At 71.6% G+C, this 17832-nt stretch carries 18 protein-coding genes; 15 read left to right on the top strand and 3 right to left on the bottom strand.

The window, feature by feature from the left end:
• Positions 1 to 73: 73 nt before the first annotated feature.
• Positions 74 to 1597 carry an FAD-binding oxidoreductase gene (locus tag ET445_RS05935; protein ID WP_243695350.1) on the bottom strand — a complete coding sequence of 508 codons (1524 nt, stop codon included), beginning with the start codon at positions 1595 to 1597 and terminating at the stop codon, positions 74 to 76.
• A 191-nt stretch (positions 1598 to 1788) separates the two neighbouring features.
• On the opposite strand from ET445_RS05935, the gene ET445_RS05930 reads away from it, so the two are divergent.
• Positions 1789 to 2829, top strand: a complete 1041-nt coding sequence (locus ET445_RS05930) for an LLM class flavin-dependent oxidoreductase (RefSeq protein ID WP_129189720.1) — start codon at positions 1789 to 1791, stop codon at positions 2827 to 2829.
• Positions 2830 to 2900: 71 nt separating this feature from the next.
• Here ET445_RS05930 and ET445_RS05925 read toward each other — a convergent pair whose 3' ends face one another.
• Positions 2901 to 3317 carry a transferase gene (locus tag ET445_RS05925; RefSeq protein WP_129189718.1) on the bottom strand — a complete coding sequence of 139 codons (417 nt, stop codon included), beginning with the start codon at positions 3315 to 3317 and terminating at the stop codon, positions 2901 to 2903.
• A 187-nt stretch (positions 3318 to 3504) separates the two neighbouring features.
• Between ET445_RS05925 and ET445_RS05920 the strand changes: the two genes are divergently transcribed.
• From ET445_RS05920 to ET445_RS05895, 7 genes are all read left to right on the top strand, one after another.
• Complete coding sequence (locus ET445_RS05920; RefSeq protein WP_129189716.1) at positions 3505 to 5268, top strand: ABC transporter ATP-binding protein; 1764 nt, start codon at positions 3505 to 3507, stop codon at positions 5266 to 5268.
• Positions 5265 to 6191 (top strand): energy-coupling factor transporter transmembrane component T family protein, encoded by a 927-nt coding sequence (locus ET445_RS05915; protein ID WP_424922882.1) that lies wholly within the window; start codon positions 5265 to 5267, stop codon positions 6189 to 6191. Before ET445_RS05920 ends, ET445_RS05915 begins: the two co-directional genes overlap by 4 nt.
• Entirely contained in the window at positions 6188 to 6793 is a 606-nt protein-coding gene (locus ET445_RS05910) for an ECF transporter S component (protein WP_165314311.1), read from the top strand. Before ET445_RS05915 ends, ET445_RS05910 begins: the two co-directional genes overlap by 4 nt.
• A 28-nt stretch (positions 6794 to 6821) precedes the next feature.
• The gene (locus ET445_RS05905; protein WP_279433491.1) at positions 6822 to 7592 is read left to right on the top strand and encodes a siderophore-interacting protein; all 771 of its coding nucleotides are present in this window, start codon (positions 6822 to 6824) and stop codon (positions 7590 to 7592) included.
• Positions 7514 to 7690, top strand: coding sequence for an SIP domain-containing protein (locus tag ET445_RS18250; RefSeq protein WP_279433508.1), 177 nt, complete (start codon positions 7514 to 7516; stop codon positions 7688 to 7690). The genes ET445_RS05905 and ET445_RS18250 overlap by 79 nt, the downstream gene beginning before the upstream one ends.
• Before the next feature lie 38 nt (positions 7691 to 7728).
• Entirely contained in the window at positions 7729 to 8334 is a 606-nt protein-coding gene (locus ET445_RS17145; RefSeq protein WP_165314310.1) for an ECF transporter S component, read from the top strand.
• A 76-nt stretch (positions 8335 to 8410) separates the two neighbouring features.
• Entirely contained in the window at positions 8411 to 9409 is a 999-nt protein-coding gene (locus ET445_RS05895; RefSeq protein WP_129189712.1) for a calcium/sodium antiporter, read from the top strand.
• A gap of 62 nt (positions 9410 to 9471) precedes the next feature.
• Here the strand turns inward: ET445_RS05895 and ET445_RS05890 are convergent, their stop codons facing one another.
• Positions 9472 to 10449, bottom strand: a complete 978-nt coding sequence (locus tag ET445_RS05890) for an FKBP-type peptidyl-prolyl cis-trans isomerase (RefSeq protein ID WP_129189710.1) — start codon at positions 10447 to 10449, stop codon at positions 9472 to 9474.
• Between the two features lie 110 nt (positions 10450 to 10559).
• Between ET445_RS05890 and ET445_RS05885 the strand changes: the two genes are divergently transcribed.
• The 7 genes from ET445_RS05885 (at position 10560) to mnhG (ending at position 17830) form a co-directional block, all read left to right on the top strand.
• Positions 10560 to 11420 (top strand): class I SAM-dependent methyltransferase, encoded by an 861-nt coding sequence (locus ET445_RS05885; protein ID WP_165314309.1) that lies wholly within the window; start codon positions 10560 to 10562, stop codon positions 11418 to 11420.
• A gap of 82 nt (positions 11421 to 11502) precedes the next feature.
• Positions 11503 to 14445 carry a Na+/H+ antiporter subunit A gene (locus ET445_RS05880; RefSeq protein ID WP_129189706.1) on the top strand — a complete coding sequence of 981 codons (2943 nt, stop codon included), beginning with the start codon at positions 11503 to 11505 and terminating at the stop codon, positions 14443 to 14445.
• Complete coding sequence (locus ET445_RS05875) at positions 14442 to 14942, top strand: Na(+)/H(+) antiporter subunit C (protein WP_129189704.1); 501 nt, start codon at positions 14442 to 14444, stop codon at positions 14940 to 14942. The genes ET445_RS05880 and ET445_RS05875 overlap by 4 nt, the downstream gene beginning before the upstream one ends.
• A complete protein-coding gene (locus ET445_RS05870) occupies positions 14939 to 16600 on the top strand; it encodes a Na+/H+ antiporter subunit D (RefSeq protein WP_243695349.1) in 1662 nt (553 codons plus the stop codon). Before ET445_RS05875 ends, ET445_RS05870 begins: the two co-directional genes overlap by 4 nt.
• Entirely contained in the window at positions 16597 to 17214 is a 618-nt protein-coding gene (locus ET445_RS05865; RefSeq protein ID WP_129189702.1) for a Na+/H+ antiporter subunit E, read from the top strand. Before ET445_RS05870 ends, ET445_RS05865 begins: the two co-directional genes overlap by 4 nt.
• Complete coding sequence (locus ET445_RS05860; RefSeq protein WP_129189700.1) at positions 17211 to 17483, top strand: MrpF/PhaF family protein; 273 nt, start codon at positions 17211 to 17213, stop codon at positions 17481 to 17483. The genes ET445_RS05865 and ET445_RS05860 overlap by 4 nt, the downstream gene beginning before the upstream one ends.
• Positions 17480 to 17830: a monovalent cation/H(+) antiporter subunit G gene (gene mnhG, locus ET445_RS05855; RefSeq protein ID WP_129189698.1), complete on the top strand. Its 351-nt coding sequence runs from the start codon at positions 17480 to 17482 to the stop codon at positions 17828 to 17830. The genes ET445_RS05860 and mnhG overlap by 4 nt, the downstream gene beginning before the upstream one ends.
• Positions 17831 to 17832: the final 2 nt, after the last annotated feature.

The raw sequence follows: 17832 nt of genomic DNA, 5'->3' as shown, positions 1-17832 counted from the left end.
AGAACCCCGAAGAACCCTGAGGGCGAGGCATCCGGATGTCTCGTGCGTGACGATTCCGGATGCCTCGCGCGTCTCAGATCCCGTCGACCGGGTGGTTCGAGCGGATGACCCGGGTGGGGTCGTACGCCCGCTTGACCTGGCGGAGCTTCGCGAGACGCTCCCCGAAGAACGCCTCGGGGTCGCGCACGCGCTCGGCGAAGTTCAGGTACTCGAGGTCGGCGCGCCACGGGTCGAGCGCGGTGACGAGCCGGTCGACCGATGCGGCGAGGGCGCCGATCTCGCCGGGCGTCGGGATGCCGACGCCGAAGACGAGGTACTCGGCCTCGAAGCCCGCCGTGACGCCCGGCTGCGGGAGCCCGAGACGATCGGCATTGGCCCTGGCGGCATCCGGCTTCACCGCACCGCCGAGGTGCCGGATCTCGGCCGAGAGCAGCGTCGAGCCCGAGCCCGGCCCGGCCGCGCGCACGAACGCGCTCACCGTGTCGGCGGAGAGCTCGATGAGCATGAGCCCGTCTCCGTAGCCCGGCACGGGTGCCGGCGGGTCCATGTGGAGCTGGAGGAGCTCGCTCGTCGCCTGCGGGTGCACCGAGTCGATCGTAGGCCCGAGGGCGCGGAGCGGCGCGAGCAGTTCGTCGGCACGCGCGGGCGACTCGAGGATCGCAGCCTCGACGACGACGTACGACTTGCCCGAGAGGAACGCCGGCAGGTCGGGCAGCGGCGGGAACTGCAGCAGACGACCGACGCTCGTGACCGAGTCGGGCACGGTCGTCGTCCATTCGCGCCACGCCTGGAGCACCTCTTCTGCCCGCTCGAACGGGAAGAACAGTGTGCCCGCGACGATCTGCGGGATTTCGTACAGGCGGAACTCGAACGCCGCGACGACGCCGAAGTCTCCGCCGCCGCCTCGCACGGCCCAGAACAGGTCGGCGTCGCGGTCGGCGTCGATGCGGCGGAGCCGCCCGTCGGCGGTCACGATCTCGATCGCGGTGACGTGGTTCGCGGCGATGCCGTACGCGCGGGCGAGCCACGAGAGGCCGCCGCCGAGGGTGTAGCCGGCGACGCCGACGTCGTGCGAGGAGCCCGAGAGTGCCGTGAGCCCGTACTGCGAGACCGCGGCGACGACGTCGCCCCACTGTGCGCCCGGCTCGACGCGCGCGACGCGCTCGTCGGCGTCGACCGTGACCGCCCGCATCTCGCTCGTGCGGACGAGGATCGCGTCGGAGAGGAGGCCCCGGTCGGTGAGCGGGCCGGCGTTGTGACCGGTGGCCTGGGCTGCGACCGCGAGGCCCGCGGAGCGGGCGATCCGGACGGTGTTGACGAGGTCGTCGGCCGACGCCGCCGTGACGACGGCGACGGGCCGCTGGTCGACGGCGAGGTTCCAGGCGGTGCGGTCGGCGTCGTAGCCCGGGTCGCCGGGGACGGCGAGGCGGCCGTCGAGCTTCGACGCGAGGAGCGCGAGGGTCTCGCGGAGGCTCAGTGTCGTCGGCGTCGGGGTTTCGGGCGCGTACGGTGCGTGCGGCGCGACGGGGGCGACGGAAGTGGCGTCGGGGGAGGCATCCGCGATCGTGTCGGTCGCGATGGGCGCAGGGGTGTTCACGGGGTGGTTCCTTTCCGAGGTACGTCGCCGTCCCGAATGCTTCTGCAGTCCGGAGGCCGCGGATGGTCCGGCGGCTCGAGCAACAGGGTCTATTCCAGGCCGAGCGTGCGCCCCGCAGATCAGTGAGTTCCCGCCGGATGTCTCAGGGCTATCCCGGAATACCTCGGAGGGGACATCCGTTGCCCTTGACGATGTCTGCTTCTTTGCCCCGCCTATCCGTGCTCGACCTCATCCCCGTCCGGAGCGGGCAGTCCTCGGTGCAGGCGATGGCCGCGTCGGTCGCGCTCGCGCAGACCGCCGACCGGCTCGGTTACGAGCGCTACTGGTTCGCCGAGCACCACAACATGCCGGCCGTGGCTTCCACGACTCCACCGGTGCTCATCGCGGCCGCCGCGGCGAAGACTGAGCGCATCCGCGTCGGGTCAGGCGGCGTCATGCTGCCGAACCACGCGCCGCTCGTCGTCGCCGAGCAGTTCGCGGCGCTCGAGGCGCTCGCACCCGGACGCATCGACCTCGGCATCGGCCGCGCGCCCGGCAGCGACCCCGTCATCACGCAGCTCCTGCGCATCTCGGGGCCGACGGCTGACGTCGACCGGTTCCCCGACCACATCGCCGACATCCTGAGCCTGCTCTCGCCCGACGGCGCGACGCTGCGTCTCACGAGCGGGCGCGAGTACCCCATCACGGCGACGCCCGCCGCGACCGAGGTGCCGACCGTGTGGCTGTTGGGGTCGAGCGACTACTCGGCGAAGCTCGCAGCGCAGCTCGGGTTGCCGTATGTCTTCGCGAACCACTTCTCGGGCGAGGGTCTCGAGCGCGCGCTCGACCTCTACCGCACCGAGTATCAGCCGAGCGACGCGCACCCGGATCCGCAGACCTTCCTGACGATCAACGCCGTCGTCGCGCCGACCGCCGACGAGGCCGCGGAGCGTGCGCTCCCCCAGTTGCGGTCGATGGCGCGCTTGCGCTTGGGTCTGCCGATGCGTCCGCTCGAGACCGTCGAAGAGGCGCAGGCCGCTCCCTACGACTCGAACGCCGCCGAGCTCATCGACACGATGCGCAAGCGCTGGGTCATCGGCGACGCGGCGTCGGCTCGCGCGTCGCTCGCCGCGTTCGCGGCACGACACGGCGTCGACGAGGTCATGGTCGCGCCCATCGCGGGTTCGTTCGCGCATGAAGCGGCGGCTGCCTCACCCGGGCGCGTGCAGACGCTCGAACTGCTCGCGGGCTGAGCGCGGTCTTCGACCGCAGACATGACGGATGCCCCGGGGCGCGAGCCCCGAGGCATCCGGTTGCTTTCGGCTCAGGCCGCGAGGCCGAGCCGTCGCAGGTCGTCGTTCGACGCGCGATACTCGTCGCCGTCGGCGAGCGTCGTCTCGCGCGGAACGCGAGCGCCGTTCTGCACGCGCGCTCCGACGCCGATCTCGGCGAACGGGCCGAGCAGGGCGTTGCGGCCGATGATCGCTCCTCGGCCGACGTGCGCGTTGACGCCGATCACGGCGCGCTCGGCGACGATCGCGTCGCGGTCGATCCAGGCCCCGGGACCGATCTCGGCGTTGCGCAGCACCTGCGCGCCCGGGTCGACGTATGCCGTCGGGTGGACGAACGCGGTCGCGTCGACCTTCGCCGTCGTGGCGACGAGCCCTCGGCCGTTCGGGTGCTTGCGGTAGCGCCGCAGCACGCCCGAGTCGTCCTCGAACTCGACGTAGTGGATGCCCACTGTCGTGCCTCCCTCAGGGGCGGGTACATTTCCGCCCGAACATCGGTAAAACACCGCGGGAGGCGTTCGCATTCCCTTGCATCGAACGGCTGCGTCGTATCCGACCCGAACGTGCACAGGTTAGGCTTTCCTAAGCCTTTCGAGGCAAGCACCTGCCCGCGTTCTCGCCCGTCGAGGGATCACCCGCATGTCCAGTCCTCAGCTCGCCGCCGAGCCCGCCGCGCGCGCCTCGACGAGCCCGCTGCTCGAGCTCGTCGACGTGCGCATCCGCCACGACGGCGCCGCAGTGCCGACGCCCGACGGCGTCACGCTCGACATCCGCCCGGGCGAGGTCGTGCTCGTCCTGGGTCCGTCGGGGTGCGGCAAGTCGACCCTCGCGCTCGCGCTCGACGGGCTCATCCCGCACGCGGTGCCCGCCGAGCTCGGCGGCACCGTGCGGGTGGCGGGTCTCGACAGCCGCCACCACTCGGTCGGCGCGCTCAGCGAGCACGTCGCGATGGTGTTCCAAGACCCCGACGCGCAGGTCGTCACGGGCACCCTCCTCGACGAGGTCGCGTTCGGCCCCGAGAACGGGCTCGTGCCCGTCGACGAGGTGCTCGCCCGCGCGGAGCGCGCGTTGAAGCTCGTCGGCCTGTGGGATCGCCGCAGCGAGAACCCCGATCGCCTCTCGGGGGGCGGGCGTCAGCGCCTCGCGATCGCGTGCGCGCTCGCCATGGGCTCCCCCGTGCTCGTGCTCGACGAGCCGACCGCGAACCTCGACCCCGCCGGCATCGACGAGGTGTACGCCGTGCTCCGCGAGCTCGCGAGCGACCGTGACCACGCGATCGTCCTCGTCGAGCACAACCTCGACGCCGCCGTCGACCTCGTCGACCGGGTCGTCGTGCTCGACGCGACGGGCAGGCTCGTGATCGACGGCCCCGTGCGCGAGGTGCTCCGCGAACGCACCGACGAGCTGCTCGAGCTCGGCGTGTGGCTGCCCGTGTCGACGCTCGCCGCGCTGCGGCTGCGCGACGCGGGTGTCGTGCTCGATCCCCTGCCCCTCACGCCCGCCGAGCTCGGCGCTGCGCTCGACGCGCAAGCGAAGCTTCCGGCGCCCGTCACGCAGGCTTCCGTGCAGAGCGCTTCGGATGCCTCGCCGGCGATCCGCGTGCGCGGCCTCTCGGTGCAGCGCGGCGGCAAGCGCGGCCCGACCGTCGTGCACGACGTCGATCTCGACGTCGCCGCAGGCGAGTTCCTCGCGATCGTCGGCACGAACGGCGCGGGCAAGACGAGCCTGCTGCAGGCGATCGCCGGGGTCATCCCGGCGCCGCGCGGCACGATCGACGTGCTCGGGCTCGACCCCACGCGCGCCGACGCGCGCGAGCGCAGCCGCCGCATCGGGTTCGTGTTCCAGAACCCCGAGCACCAGTTCGTCGCGGCGACGGCGGCCGAAGAGCTCGATCTCGGGCTCAAGCTCCAGGGCGTCGACGAGGCCGAGCGGGCCGAACCGATCGAGCGGATGCTCCGCCGCTTCGGACTGTGGGATCTCCGCGACCAGCACCCGTTCCTTCTGTCGGGCGGGCAGAAGCGCCGACTCTCGGTCGGCACGGCGCTCGTCGCGGGCGCTCCCGTGCTCGCGCTGGACGAGCCGACGTTCGGCCAAGACCGCGAGCGCGCGAACGAACTCCTCGACATGCTCTCTGGGCTCAACCGCGAGGGCACGACGGTGCTCGTCGTGACCCACGATCTCCAGCTCGTCGCCGACTACGCGACCCGCACGGCGGTCATGGCGGGCGGCCGCATCCTCGGCGTCAGGCCGACCGCCGAAGTGCTCGCGGGGCCGCTCATCGAACAGGCCGGGCTCCGGCACCCGCCGCTCGCACGGGCGACGCGCGGCCTCGAACGGCACCCCGAGTGGCATGGAGTCACGCGGATGTCGCAACTGCCCGCAACCCAGGGCGGACGCTCGTGAGCGCCGCCGCTTCGACACGCTCAGCGAGCAGGGCGCGCTCGACGAACGAGACCGGCCCCGAGGCATCCGCGACCGTCGACCCGTTCGCCGAGCAGCACGTGCCGGCGCATCGCTTCTTGCACCACCTCAACCCGCTCGCGAAGCTCGCGGGGCCGCTGCCCGTCATGGTCGCGCTCATCTTCACGCGCGGCGTCGCGATCCCGACGGTCATCATCATCGGATGCCTCGCGCTCATCCTCGCGGGCGCACGGCTCGGCCCGAAGGCGGCCGCCCTCCTGCTCCTCGGCACGCCCGTCATCGTCGCGCTGCTGGGCGTGAGCTTCGGCATCTGGGTCGACCCGGCGCGCGTCGACGAGACATCCGCCGCGGCATCCGTCACCCTGCTCGAGGTCGGCGACTGGCGCTTCTCGCTCGCGGCCTACCTCGTAGGCCTCGCGACGAGCCTGCGCATCGCGGCGCTGCTGCTCCTGAGCCTTGTGTCGGGCCTCACGACGACGGGCCCCGAGCTCGTGCGCGCGCTCGTGCAGAACCTGCGCGTGCCGTACCGCATCGGCTACACGGCGCTCGCGGCGCTGCGGTTCGTGCCGCGCTTCGGGCACGAGCTCGAAGTGATCCGCGCCGCCCACCGCGTGCGCGGCACCGACCGCGGCCGCGGGCCGATCGCGTGGGTGCGCCGCACGGTGGGGCTCGCGATCCCGCTGCTCGCGAGCGCGATCCGGCACGCCGAACGCGTCGCCCTCGCGATGGATGCCCGCGCCTTCGGCGCCCACGCGACGCGCACCGAACGCACGATCAGCCGCTGGCGGGCGCGCGACACCGTCTTCGTCATCCTCTTCTGGGCGGCTGCCGCCGCCGTCTACTGGTGGGGCCTCACGTCGGGCATCGGCGGACTCACCCCCGATCGAACGGAGGTCGGCCTGTGACCACGGGCTCTCGCTACAGCACCCGGTTCCTGCTCGCGGTCGCCGCGATCGGCGTCGCCGGCGGGCTGCTCAACATCGGCAACGCCTACTTCTTCAACTTCCTCTCGGCGTCGATCCCTGCGCTCGCGGGGCTCGGCACCGGCATCTATCTGCTGCCGGGCGTCGTCGCGCAGGCCGCGACCCGGCGCGGCGGCGCCGCGATCCTCGCGCTCGGCATCGCGGGCCTCGCGCAGGCCGCGTTCGTCCCCGGCGGCCTCGGCAGCGTCGTGTCGTACCTGCTCATCGGCATCTTCCTCGAGATCCCCTTCGCCATCGCCCGCTATCGCGTGTGGCCGACGTGGCTGCACTACGTCGCGACCCTCGTCGTCGTCGCGTTCTACTCGGTGTTCTGGGGCTTCTACTGGAACATCTTCACGCTCGCGCCGCTCATGCAGATCGCGATCCCCGGTGTGCTCCTCGTCACGCAGCTCGTCTTCACGTGGCTCGGCCTGCTGATCGCCCGGCGCCTCGCGAAGACGGGCGTGCTGCGCGGCATCCGCCGGCCCGACGCCGCGGCCGAGTCATCCTCCGCTCCCTCCGCTCCCGCGACTCCCGCCGCCTGATCCCCTCCCGAAAGCAGTCTGAGCGCACATGTCGAAGCACAACAGCCCCCAGGTCAAACCCGAGCGCACGCGCCCCATCGAGGCCGAGGTGCTCGGCAGCGTGCGCGTGAGCCCGTCGTTCCAGCGCGTGACCGTCGGCGGCGGCGAGATCGCCGACCTCGCCGTGCGCGGGTTCGACCAGTGGTTCCGGCTCTTCCTGCCGCCCGCCGAGGCGCCCGAGCTGCGCCTGCCCGACCGCGACGGACTGAGCGGCTACGCGCAGCTGCTGACCACGCCGAAGGCCGTGCGTCCGACGATGCGCAACTACACGATCCGCGCGCTCCGCCCCGCGGGCGAGCACGGCGGCGCCGAGATCGACATCGACTTCGTGCTGCACGAGAACGCCGACGGGCGACTCGAGGGCGTTGCGGCGCACTGGTCGACGACGTGCCGCCCCGGCGAGCGCGTCGGCATCCTCGATGAGGGCATCGGGTTCGACCCGGCCCCTACCGCCGACCGCTTCCTGCTCGTCGGCGACGAGACCGCGCTCCCCGCGATCGCGGGCGTCTGCGGCTCCCTTCCGGCGGACGCGCAGGGCGTTGCGATCATCGAGATCCCGGATGCCTCGGACGCGCAAGACTTCGCCCGGCCCGACGGCGTCGAGGTGCGGTGGATCCCCGCCCCCACGGCGTGCGCCACGGCTCCCTCGCCTATCGCGAGGCCGTCTCTGCCGCCGCGTCGATCGACGACCCCGCGCGCTGGCACGGCTACGCCGCAGGCGAGGCGGCCCTCGCGACGGGCGTCCGTCGCCTGCTCGTGACGACGCACGGTCTCGCGAAGACCGCCGTGAGCTTCTGCGGGTACTGGCGCCTGCCCAAGGGCGCCCCCGCGATCGACGCCGAGCTCGTCTCGGCGTAGTCCGCTCCTCGCGCACCACCTCACCCACCGGAGTCGCTGTGAAGGTCCCCACCCGCATTCTGCTCACGTGCGCCGCGATCGGCGCGGCGGGCGGCGTACTGCTCGTGCCGGTCAACCTCGTCTCGTCGGTGCTCGCGCCGACGGTCCCCCTCGCCTACGCGGCGATCGCGGGCGTCTACAGCCTGCCCTTCGTGCTCGTGCTGGCGCTCCTCCGCCGCCCGGGCGTCGCCCTGCTCGCGGGACTCATCGCGGGCATCATCAACGCGATCCTGACGCCACAGGGGCCGAGCGCGATCATCACGTGCCTCATGGTCGCGTTCTTCCTCGAGATCCCGTTCGCGATCGGGCTCTACCGGTCGTGGAGGGCGTGGATCTTCTACGTCGGCGCGGGCGTGTTCGCCCTCGTCTACGCGCTCTACTCGATGCTGCGCGCGGGCGGCGAGGCGTGGCCGTGGTGGATGCAGCTCGGCTACCCGGTGCTGTGCGTGGCATCCAACCTCGCCGCCGTGTGGCTCGGGCGCCTGATCGCCGCACGCCTCGAGGCCGCCGGGCTCGCCCGAGGGCTCCGCCCTGCGCGCGACGGCGTCACGGGCGCGCCGTCGGCCTCGTCCGACGCACCCGCCGAGGCCGCCCCCGCCGACTGACGCGCCGGGCTTTCGTGCGCGAATCCCGCTCCGAGGCGGCCCGGTAGGGCACCATGTGGCGCGGAGGTGTTGATCCATGACGATCGTGATGCTCGTCGGCGGGCTCGTCCTGCTGGTCGCAGGAGCCGAGCTCGTCGTCCACTTCGGGACGAAGCTCGCGCGCCGCCTGGGAATCTCGCCGCTCATCGTGGGCCTCACGATCGTCTCGATCGGCACCTCGGCGCCCGAGCTCGCGGTCGGCATCGACGCGATGATCCGCGGCGCCGGCTCGCTCGTGCTCGGGAACATCGCCGGGACGAACATGGTGAACCTCCTGCTCATCCTGGGTCTGTCCGCGGCGATCCGCCCGATCGTGCTGCAGCAGCAGAATCTGCGCCTCGACCTGCCGGCGATGGTGGTCTCCGCGGCACTCCTGGTGCTGCTGTCGCTCGACCGCTCGCTGTCGACGTGGGACGGCCTCATCCTGCTCGCGGTCGCCGTCGTCTACACGTGGCTGCTCTTCGCGGCCGCGCGCCGCCAGTCGAGAGCCGCGTCCCCGAGCGATGTCGGCTCGCGCGCCGTCTCGCCCGACCTCGACGAACCGAGAGACGCCCCGCGGCCGCCGGCCGGCCCGGGACGGCTCGTCGCCGACCTCGGCCTCACGATCGTCGGCATCGCGATCGTCGTCGTGGGCGCCGACCTGCTCGTGCGCGGAGCCGTCGGGATCGCCGAGTCGTTCGGGATCTCCGAGACGCTCATCGGCCTCACGGTCGTCGCCGTCGGCACGTCGCTCCCCGAGCTCGCCACGACCCTCACGGCGACGATCCGGGGCTCGCGGTCGCTCGCGGTGGGCAACCTCATCGGCTCGAGCACGTACAACCTGACGTTCATCCTCGGCACGTCGCTGCTCTTCGGTCCGGCCCAGGTCCCCGTGGAACGCCAGCTCGCCTTCTTCGATCTGCCGCTCATGCTCGCCGTCGTGTTGCTGTGCATCCCGGTGTTCGTCACGGGGCGGGGCATCAGCCGGTGGGAGGGCATCGTCTTCGTCCTCGCCTACGCGGCGTATCTGACCTACCTGATCGCGTTCCGCGGGTGAAACGCCGCGTGCGCCGGCCCCCGAAGGGACCGGCGCACGTTCGTGTCGGCTGGTGAGCGGGATCAGCCGCGGGCGGTGTCGACGATCTCGACGACGAAGAGCAGCGTCTGGCCGCCGAGCCCGTTGTCGCTCGGCGCCTCGCCGTAGCCGAGGGCGGGCGGGATCGTCACGGCGAGCTTCGTGCCGACCTTCTGGCCGACGAGTGCGGCACCGAAGCCGGGGATGACGCCGCCCGTGCCGAACGTCGCGGCCTGGCCGCGCGCGTACGACGAGTCGAACGTCTCCTTCGTGGTCCAGTTGAGGCCGAGGTAGTTGACGGTGACCTGGTCGCCGTTCTGCACGACGTCGCCGTCGCCCGCTTCGATGACCTTGAGCAGCAGGTCGGGCGAGGTCGGCACGTCGGGGATGACGACGGTCGGCTCGGCGTCGCCGTTGAAGGTGATGTCGGGGACGTTCTCGGTCCACTCGCCCGGCGTGGGCAGTGCGGGTGCCGTGTACTCGTCGACGACGTCGGCCACGATGACGACCGTGTCGCCGGGAGCGACGCCGATCGACTCGTTGCCCGCGTCGCCGTAGAGCGAGGCAGCCGGCGCGACGGTCACGGTGCGGGTGCCGAACGGCTGGCACTCGATCGCCGAACGGAACGGGTCGAGGGTCGTCGTGTCGCCGATCGCGAGCATCGCGGGCTGCGAGACGAGCAGGTCGCCGCTCGTGCCGTTGAACATCGTGATGATGATGTTCGCATCGGTGCCCGACTTCGCCTCGTCGCCGTCGCCCTCGATCACGACGCTCGTCTGCAGTTCGTCGGCCGTGAGGGGCTTGTCGAACGTCGCGGTGGGGTTGGCTTCGCCGAAGGCGCCGTCGACCGTGATGGCGTCGCTCAGCGGGCCGGACTTCGAGTCAAAGCAGGGGGCCGGGCCGTCGGTGGGGGCGGGCGTCTCGGATGCCTCGGGGGTGCCGCCGCCGGCGCAGCCGGCGAGGAGCAGGGCGGAGGCGACGGCGAGCGCGACGGGCGCGCCGCGGCGCAGAGCGCGATTCATGCGGGGGATCTCACTTCGATCGAGGAGCAGTACCGCAACAGTCTGCCGCGCATTCATCACGTTTGCCTGAATCATCGCAATCGATCGGCTGTGCGCGGCACAATACCCCCATGGGGGAACAGACGATCGCGCCCGAAACCGTCGACGGCGGTGGCGGGCTGGAAACATCAGAGGGGCTCGACGAGGCGTTGTGGAATCCGGTGGCGGCGGCGGTGCTGCTGCGCACTCGGCCGCAGTTCGACGAGCTCGTGCTCGACGTGTGCGCGGGCACGGGGTCGACGGCGGTGCCGACGGCCGAGCTCGTGGGCATCGGCGGGCTCGTCGACGCCGTCGAGCGCGACGAGTCGCTCGCCGCGGTCGCGCGGGAGCGTGCGGGCGACCGGCTGCCGCAGTTGCGGTTCCACACGGCGGATGCCTCGGAGTGGGACACCATGGGGTACGACCTCGTGCAGTGCGCGCACGGCGTGCCGTTCGACGACGCGGGCGCGGCCGCGGGGCATCTCGTGTCGCGGCTCAAGCCCGGCGGACGCTTCGCGGTCGCGCTGTGGTCGCGCGACGCGTTCGCGCCGCTCCCCGAGATCCTCGAGCGCGTGCTCGCCGAGGCGGTCGGCACCGGCGAGGTTCCGGATGCCTCGGACGGCACGGCCGATGCCGACGAGGCGCAGCCCGAGGCATCCGCCCCGCTCTCGCTCGACACCCCCGGAACCCTCGCCCGCTGGCTGCACGACCTCGGCCTCGTCGACGTGCGCGCCGAGATCGCGCCGCGCCATCTCGAGCTCGACGGAGACCTCGCGTGGACGCTCGTGCGCGGCCGCGCGTGGCACACGCCGCTCGTCGACGCGGGCGGCGACCCGCTCGACGACGGCGCGCTCGACGACCTCCGGGTGCGATACCTCGCGGCCGTGGCGGCGTCGGGCGCGACGCGCGTCGACGCCTCGGCGGTCATCGGGGTCGGGCGACTGCCCGGGTGACGCCCGTCCCCTTCGCCTTCGGCAGGTGTCCGACCGCCCGGTAGACTGACCGCACGGATCGACGGCGCGGTGAGGAGACTGGATGATTTTCAGCCTCGTCGCTTTCGGCGCCCTCTCCCTGATCTCGCCGCTCCTGACGAGACTGCTCGGCCGTCGTGTGTTCCTCGTGCTCGCACTGCTTCCCGCCGCCGTCTTCGTACTGCTGCTCACGTGGATGCCCGCGGTGCTCGCAGGCACGCCCGTCGTCGAGTCGGTGCCGTGGATCCCCGCACTGGACGTCTCGCTGACGTTCCACCTCGACGCGCTTGCGCTGCTCCTCGCCCTCATCGTCACGGGCGTCGGCGCCCTCGTGCTCGCATACTGCACGTGGTACTTCTCCGACGACGAGCCCGCGCTCGGCCGCTTCGCGGCCCTCCTGCTCGCGTTCGCGGGCGTCATGCTCGGGCTCGTGACGAGCGACGACGTGTACGTCATGTTCACGTTCTGGGAGGCGACGAGCGTGCTCTCGTACCTCCTCATCGGGCACTACACGGGCAAGAAAGAGAGCAGGGGTGCAGCCCTGCAGGCGCTCACCGTGACGACGTTCGGCGGGCTCGCGATGCTCGTCGGGCTCGTGCTGTTGTCGGTCGCGGGCGGCACGACGTCGATCGCCGAACTCGTCGCGAACCCCGTGACGGGCGCTGCGGGCGAGTGGGGCATCGCGCTCGTGCTCGTCGGGGCGATCTCGAAGTCGGCGCTCGTGCCGTTCCACTTCTGGCTGCCGGCCGCGATGGCGGCGCCGACGCCCGTGTCGGCGTACCTGCACGCCGCGGCGATGGTGAAGGCGGGCGTCTTCCTCGTCGCGCGGCTCGCGCCGGGCTACGCCGACCTCGCCGTGTGGCATCCGATCGTCATCGCCCTCGGCGCGCTCACGATGCTCGCGGGCGGATGGCGCGCGCTCCGCCAGGTCGACCTGAAGCTCCTGCTCGCGCACGGCACGGTCAGCCAGCTCGGGTTCCTCGTGCTCGTGACCGGGTTCGGCACGCGCGACGCGGCCCTCGCGGGCGTCGCGCTCCTCCTCGCGCACGCGCTCTTCAAGGCCGCGCTCTTCCTCGTCGTCGGGATCGTCGACCATGCGGCAGGCACGCGCGACTGGCGGAAGCTCTCGGGGCTCGGAAGGCGGATGCCCGTCGTCGCGACGATCGGGTTCCTCGCCGCCGGCTCGATGGCGGGCGTGCCGCCCCTCCTCGGCTTCGCCGCGAAGGAGGGGGTCTTCGCGAGCCTCTACGAGGTCGCCTACCCCGCCGAGCCGACCGCGCTGCAGGCGTGGGCGGGCCTCGCGCTCGTCGCGGCGTTCGTCGGGTCGGTGCTGACCGTCGCGTACAGCGTGCGGTTCGTGTGGGGCGCGTTCTTCCGCAAGCGCGGGGTGGCCGACACTCCCCTGCACCGCGAGTCGCCGTGGATCGTCGCAGCCCCGGCCCTCCTCGCTGCCGCAAGCGTCGTCGCAGCCTTCGCCGCACCCGCGATCGAACCGCTCCTCGCGGCCTACGCCGACACGGTCGCGGGCCCCCACGACCTGCACCTGCTCCTCTGGCACGGCTTCGAGCCCGCACTGTGGCTCTCGCTCGCGGTCTACGCGCTCGGCGCACTGCTCGTGTGGGGCCGCGCGCGCGTCGCTCGCCTCCAGGCCGCGATGCCGCACATGATCGACTCGGGCCGCGGCTACCTGCACGTCGTATCGGCCGTCGACCGGTTCGCGGCGAAGGTCACGAACGCCATCCAGCACCAGGGCCTGCCGGGCTACCTCGGCATCATCCTGCTCGTCTTCATCGGCGGGCTCGGACTCTCGGCGATCCTCAACACGACGTGGCCGACCGACATCCGGTTGTGGGACTACGCCTCGCAGCCGTTCCTCGCGATCGTCATGGCCGCGGCCGCGATCGCGGCCGCGTCCGTCAAGCAGCGCATGACGGCGGTGCTCCTCGTGAGCGTCACGGGGTACGGGCTCGTCGTGCTGTTCGGCATGTCGGGCGCGCCCGACCTCGCCCTCACGCAGGCGCTCGTCGAGACGATCGTGCTCGTGGTGTTCGTGCTCGTGCTGCGCCGCCTTCCGAAGAAGATCGCGGCGAAGCATCCGCCCGTGCACAAGACCGTGCGCGTCATCATCGGCGTCGCCTCGGGAGCCGTCATGGCCGTCATCGGGTTCATCGCCCTCGGCGCTCGCATCGAGCCGTCGATCTCCGAGGGCCTGCCCGCGCTCGCCCTCGAGGCGCACGGCAAGAACATCGTCAACGTCATGCTCGTCGACGTCCGCGCGTGGGACACCCTCGGCGAGATCTCGGTGCTCGTCGCGGTCGCGACGGGCGTCGCGAGCCTCCTGTTCGTGTCGGGCCGTACGGGGGGCGCTCCGCGCCTCGAGGCGACGGTCGACCGCCGCGACCGGTTGCGCCCGGTACCCGAGAAGGCGTCGTCGATCCGCGCGGCCCGGCCGAGCCTCGCCGAAGTCGAAGACGAGACCGATGCGGCGGGGGAGGCCGCCGAGACGCGTCAGACCTGGCTCCTCGCGGGCCGCACCCTCTCGCCGACGCGCCGCTCGATCCTCATCGAGGTGCTCGTGCGCCTGCTCTTCCACCCGGCGATCATCGTGTCGGTCTACCTGCTGTTCGTCGGGCACAACGCGCCCGGCGGCGGGTTCGCGGGCGGCCTCCTCGCGGGCCTCGCGCTCGTCGCGCGCTACCTCGCGGGCGGCCGCTACGAGCTCGGCGAAGCCGCCCCCGTCGACGCCGGACACCTGCTCGGCGCAGGGCTCCTGCTCGCGGCCGGCACCGCGACGTCGTCGCTCGTCTTCGGACTCACGGTGTTCGAGTCGAGCTGGTTCGAGGCCGACGTGCCGCTCCTCGGCACCCTCTCGATCGGCACGTCGACGCTCTTCGACATCGGCGTGTACCTCGTCGTCGTGGGGCTCGTGCTCGACATCCTGCGCTCGCTCGGCGCCGAGGTCGACCGGCAGGAAGAAGAGCTCGCCGACGAGGAGGTGACCGCATGACCGCGTCGCTCACCCTGCTGCTCGTGATGGCCGTGCTGTTCGGCGCGGGCGTCACGATCATGCTCGAGCGCAGCCTCACGCGCGTGCTCGTCGGGTTCCTGCTCGTCGGCAACGCCGTCAACATCCTCATCTATCTGATGAGCGGCATGCCCGGGCTCGCCCCCATCCTCTCGCCGGGCGTCGACCCCGACGAGATCTCCGACCCGCTGCCGCAGGCGTTCGTGCTCACCGCGATCGTCATCAACCTCGGCATCACGGCGTTCATGCTCGCGCTCATCTACCGCTCGTGGTGGCTCGCGAAGCTCGGCGACAAGGGTGACGAGGTCGACGACGAACTCGAACTCGCCGAGGACGCAGAAGAGACCGAAGAGCTCTTCCGCACGTCGGAGGCCGACGACCTGGCGGTGCAGGAGGTCGTCGAGGCGAGCGACGAAGAGGACGACGCCGACGAGGCATCCGGCCCCGAGACATCCGACCCCGAGGCGGTGCGCCGATGACGATGGCTTCCCTCGCCCAGGCCCTCGTGCCGCTCGTCGTCCTGCTGCCGCTCCTCGGCGCCGCGACGACCCTGATCCTCGGCCGTCAGCGGCGCGCGCAGATGGCCGTCTCGGCGAGCGTGCTGGGCGCAGTGCTCGTCATCGCGGTGACGCTGCTCATGACGGTGGATGCCTCGGGCGAGGGCGTCGTCGTCGCGGTCGGCGCGTGGCAGCCGCCCTGGGGCATCGTGCTCGTCGTCGACCGGCTGAGCGCGATCATGCTCGTCGTGTCGGCCGTCGTGCTCCTCGGCGTCCTCGTGTACGCCGTCGGGCAGGGCATCGCCGACCAGCACCGCGAGACGCCCGTGTCGATCTTCCACCCGTCGTACCTCATCCTGTCGGCGGGCGTCTTCAACGCGTTCATCGCGGGCGACCTCTTCAACCTCTACGTGGGGTTCGAGATCCTGCTGTCGGCGTCGTACGTGCTCCTGACGCTCGGTGGCACGGGCGAGCGCATCCGCGCGGGCGTGACGTACATCATCGTGAGCCTCGTGTCGTCGCTCTTCTTCCTGTCGGCGATCGCGCTCATCTACGGCGCGACGGGCACGGCGAACATCGCGCAACTGTCGGCGCGGATCGCCGACTTGCCCGACGGTGTGCAGCTCATCCTGCACGTGTTGCTCCTGCTCGCCTTCGGCATCAAGGCGGCCGTGTTCCCGCTGTCGTTCTGGCTGCCCGACTCGTATCCGACGGCGCCCGCACCCGTCACGGCCGTGTTCGCGGGGTTGCTCACGAAGGTCGGCGTCTACGCGATCATCCGCACCGAGACGATCATCTTCAGCGACAGCGACCTGTCGACGCTGCTGCTCGTGATCGGGGGGCTCACGATGCTCGTCGGCATCCTCGGCGCCCTCACGCAGGCCGACATCAAACGACTCCTGTCGTTCACGCTCGTGAGCCACATCGGCTACATGATCTTCGGCATCGGGCTCGCGACGCCGCTCGGCCTCGCGGCGACGATCTTCTACGTCGTGCACCACATCACCGTGCAGACGGCGCTGTTCCTCACGACGGGCCTCATCGAACGCATCGGCGGTTCGACGTCGATCAACCGGCTCGCGGGGCTGCTGAGGGCGTCGCCGCTCCTCGGCGTGCTGTTCTTCATCCCGGCGCTGAATCTCGGCGGCATCCCGCCGCTGTCGGGATTCCTCGGCAAGCTCGGCCTGTTCGTCGCGGGCGGCGAGGCCGCGTCGTCTCCGGATGTCCCGGGCGGGCACGCGTGGCTCATCTGGGCCGTGATCGGGGCGGGCGCGGCGACCTCCCTCATCACCCTCTACGCACTCACGCGCTTCTGGAACATGGCATTCTGGCGCGGTCGCGACGAACTCGACGGGTACCACTCGGTACTGCTCGGGTCGGTGCAGGAGTGGCCAGGGGCGGATGCCTCGGCCTCGACGCCGAACGACACCGAGGCATCCGGACCCGTCGCGACCGCGACGCGCACCGCGACCCGCTCCGCTCCCGTGCTCATGCTCGCCGCGACCGCGGCGCTCGTCGCCGTGACGCTCCTGCTGACCGTGTTCGCAGGGCCGCTCTTCGACCTCGCGGGCCGTGCAGCGGCCGGGCTGGTCGATCCGGTCGTGTACATCGGGCTCGTCTTCCCGGGAGGCATCCGATGAACGCGCGCACGACGACGAGGCTCTCGCGGGCGGAAGGCCACGAGCCCGTCTTCTGGCGCTCGCTGTGGAGGCAGCTGCCGCTCCTCGTCGCACTCGTCGTGCTGTGGATTCTGTTGTGGGATCACGTCGACGTGCTCACGGTCGTCACGGGCATCGCGCTCGCGATCGCCGTCACGCGCGCCCTCTACCTGCCTCCCGTGCTGCTGTCGGGGCGGTTCAATCCGTGGCGAGGGCTGCTCCTCGGCGTCCGCATGGCGTTCGACGTCGTCGTGGCATCCATCCAGGTCGCGCTCACCGCGATCAATCCCTGGTGGAAGCCCATGAACTCGATCATCGCCGTGCAACTGCTCACCCGCAGCGACTTCATCACGACCCTGACGGCCGAGGCGATCTCGGTCGTGCCCGGCACCGTCGTCGTCGACATCGACCGCGAACGCGGCCTCCTCTATTTGCACGCGCTCGGCACGCGCACGCGCGCCGACATCGCCCGGACACGCCGCAACGTCCTCGGCACGGAGGAGCGCATCGTGCTCGCGATCGGCACGCACGAACAGGCCGAGTCGATCCGCGCCGAACGGCGGGCGCGGCGCGCCGCTCAGAAGGGAACCTCATGACCTTCCTGCAGATCGTGAGCATCGCCGCCGGGGCGATGTTCGGCATCGGCGCGCTCGCGGCGATCTGGCGGATCATCCGCGGCCCTTCGATCCTCGACCGGGCGCTTGCGACCGACGTGCTGCTCGCGATCGCCATGTGCGGCCTCGGCGCCGAGATGGCGATCAACCGGCACACCGACACCCTCGTCGTGCTGCTCGTGCTCGCGATGTTCGCGGTCGTCGGCTCGATCTCGATCGCGCGGTTCATGGCGAAGCAGGATGTCTCGTGAACACCGCGTTCGAAGTCTTCGCCGGCCTGCTCATCCTCGTGAGCGGGTTCCTCTCGATGGCCGCCGGGTTCGGCATCGTGCGGTTCCCCGACGTGCTCACGCGCCTGCACGCGGCGACCAAGCCGCAGGTGCTCGGCCTCGCGACCGTGCTCCTCGCGATCTTCGTGCGGAACCCCACGTGGGGGGTCGCGTCGACCGCCGTGCTCATCATGGTCTTTCAGCTGCTCACCCAGCCCATGACGGCGCACATGCTCGGCCGATCGGCGTACCGCACGCTCCACGTGCGCCGCGACTTGCTCATCGAGGACGACCTCGGCCGCGACATCGCCGCGCACGCCGACGACTGAGC

This window comes from Agromyces protaetiae, assembly GCF_004135405.1.
Taxonomy (GTDB): domain Bacteria; phylum Actinomycetota; class Actinomycetes; order Actinomycetales; family Microbacteriaceae; genus Agromyces; species Agromyces protaetiae.
This window is presented reverse-complemented; position numbering and strand designations above follow the sequence as displayed.

What these genes read in the sequence shown, in the direction of transcription:
- ET445_RS05930 (WP_129189720.1), top strand. Translation starts at nt 1,789, where the DNA reads ATGTCTGCTTCTTTGCCCCGCCTATCCGTGCTCGACCTCATCCCCGTC.
- ET445_RS05920 (WP_129189716.1), top strand. Translation starts at nt 3,505, where the DNA reads ATGTCCAGTCCTCAGCTCGCCGCCGAGCCCGCCGCGCGCGCCTCGACG.
- ET445_RS05905 (WP_279433491.1), top strand. Translation starts at nt 6,822, where the DNA reads ATGTCGAAGCACAACAGCCCCCAGGTCAAACCCGAGCGCACGCGCCCC.
- ET445_RS05895 (WP_129189712.1), top strand. Translation starts at nt 8,411, where the DNA reads ATGACGATCGTGATGCTCGTCGGCGGGCTCGTCCTGCTGGTCGCAGGA.
- ET445_RS05890 (WP_129189710.1), bottom strand. Translation starts at nt 10,449, where the DNA reads ATGAATCGCGCTCTGCGCCGCGGCGCGCCCGTCGCGCTCGCCGTCGCC.
- ET445_RS05885 (WP_165314309.1), top strand. Translation starts at nt 10,560, where the DNA reads ATGGGGGAACAGACGATCGCGCCCGAAACCGTCGACGGCGGTGGCGGG.
- ET445_RS05880 (WP_129189706.1), top strand. Translation starts at nt 11,503, where the DNA reads ATGATTTTCAGCCTCGTCGCTTTCGGCGCCCTCTCCCTGATCTCGCCG.
- ET445_RS05875 (WP_129189704.1), top strand. Translation starts at nt 14,442, where the DNA reads ATGACCGCGTCGCTCACCCTGCTGCTCGTGATGGCCGTGCTGTTCGGC.
- ET445_RS05870 (WP_243695349.1), top strand. Translation starts at nt 14,939, where the DNA reads ATGACGATGGCTTCCCTCGCCCAGGCCCTCGTGCCGCTCGTCGTCCTG.
- ET445_RS05865 (WP_129189702.1), top strand. Translation starts at nt 16,597, where the DNA reads ATGAACGCGCGCACGACGACGAGGCTCTCGCGGGCGGAAGGCCACGAG.
- ET445_RS05860 (WP_129189700.1), top strand. Translation starts at nt 17,211, where the DNA reads ATGACCTTCCTGCAGATCGTGAGCATCGCCGCCGGGGCGATGTTCGGC.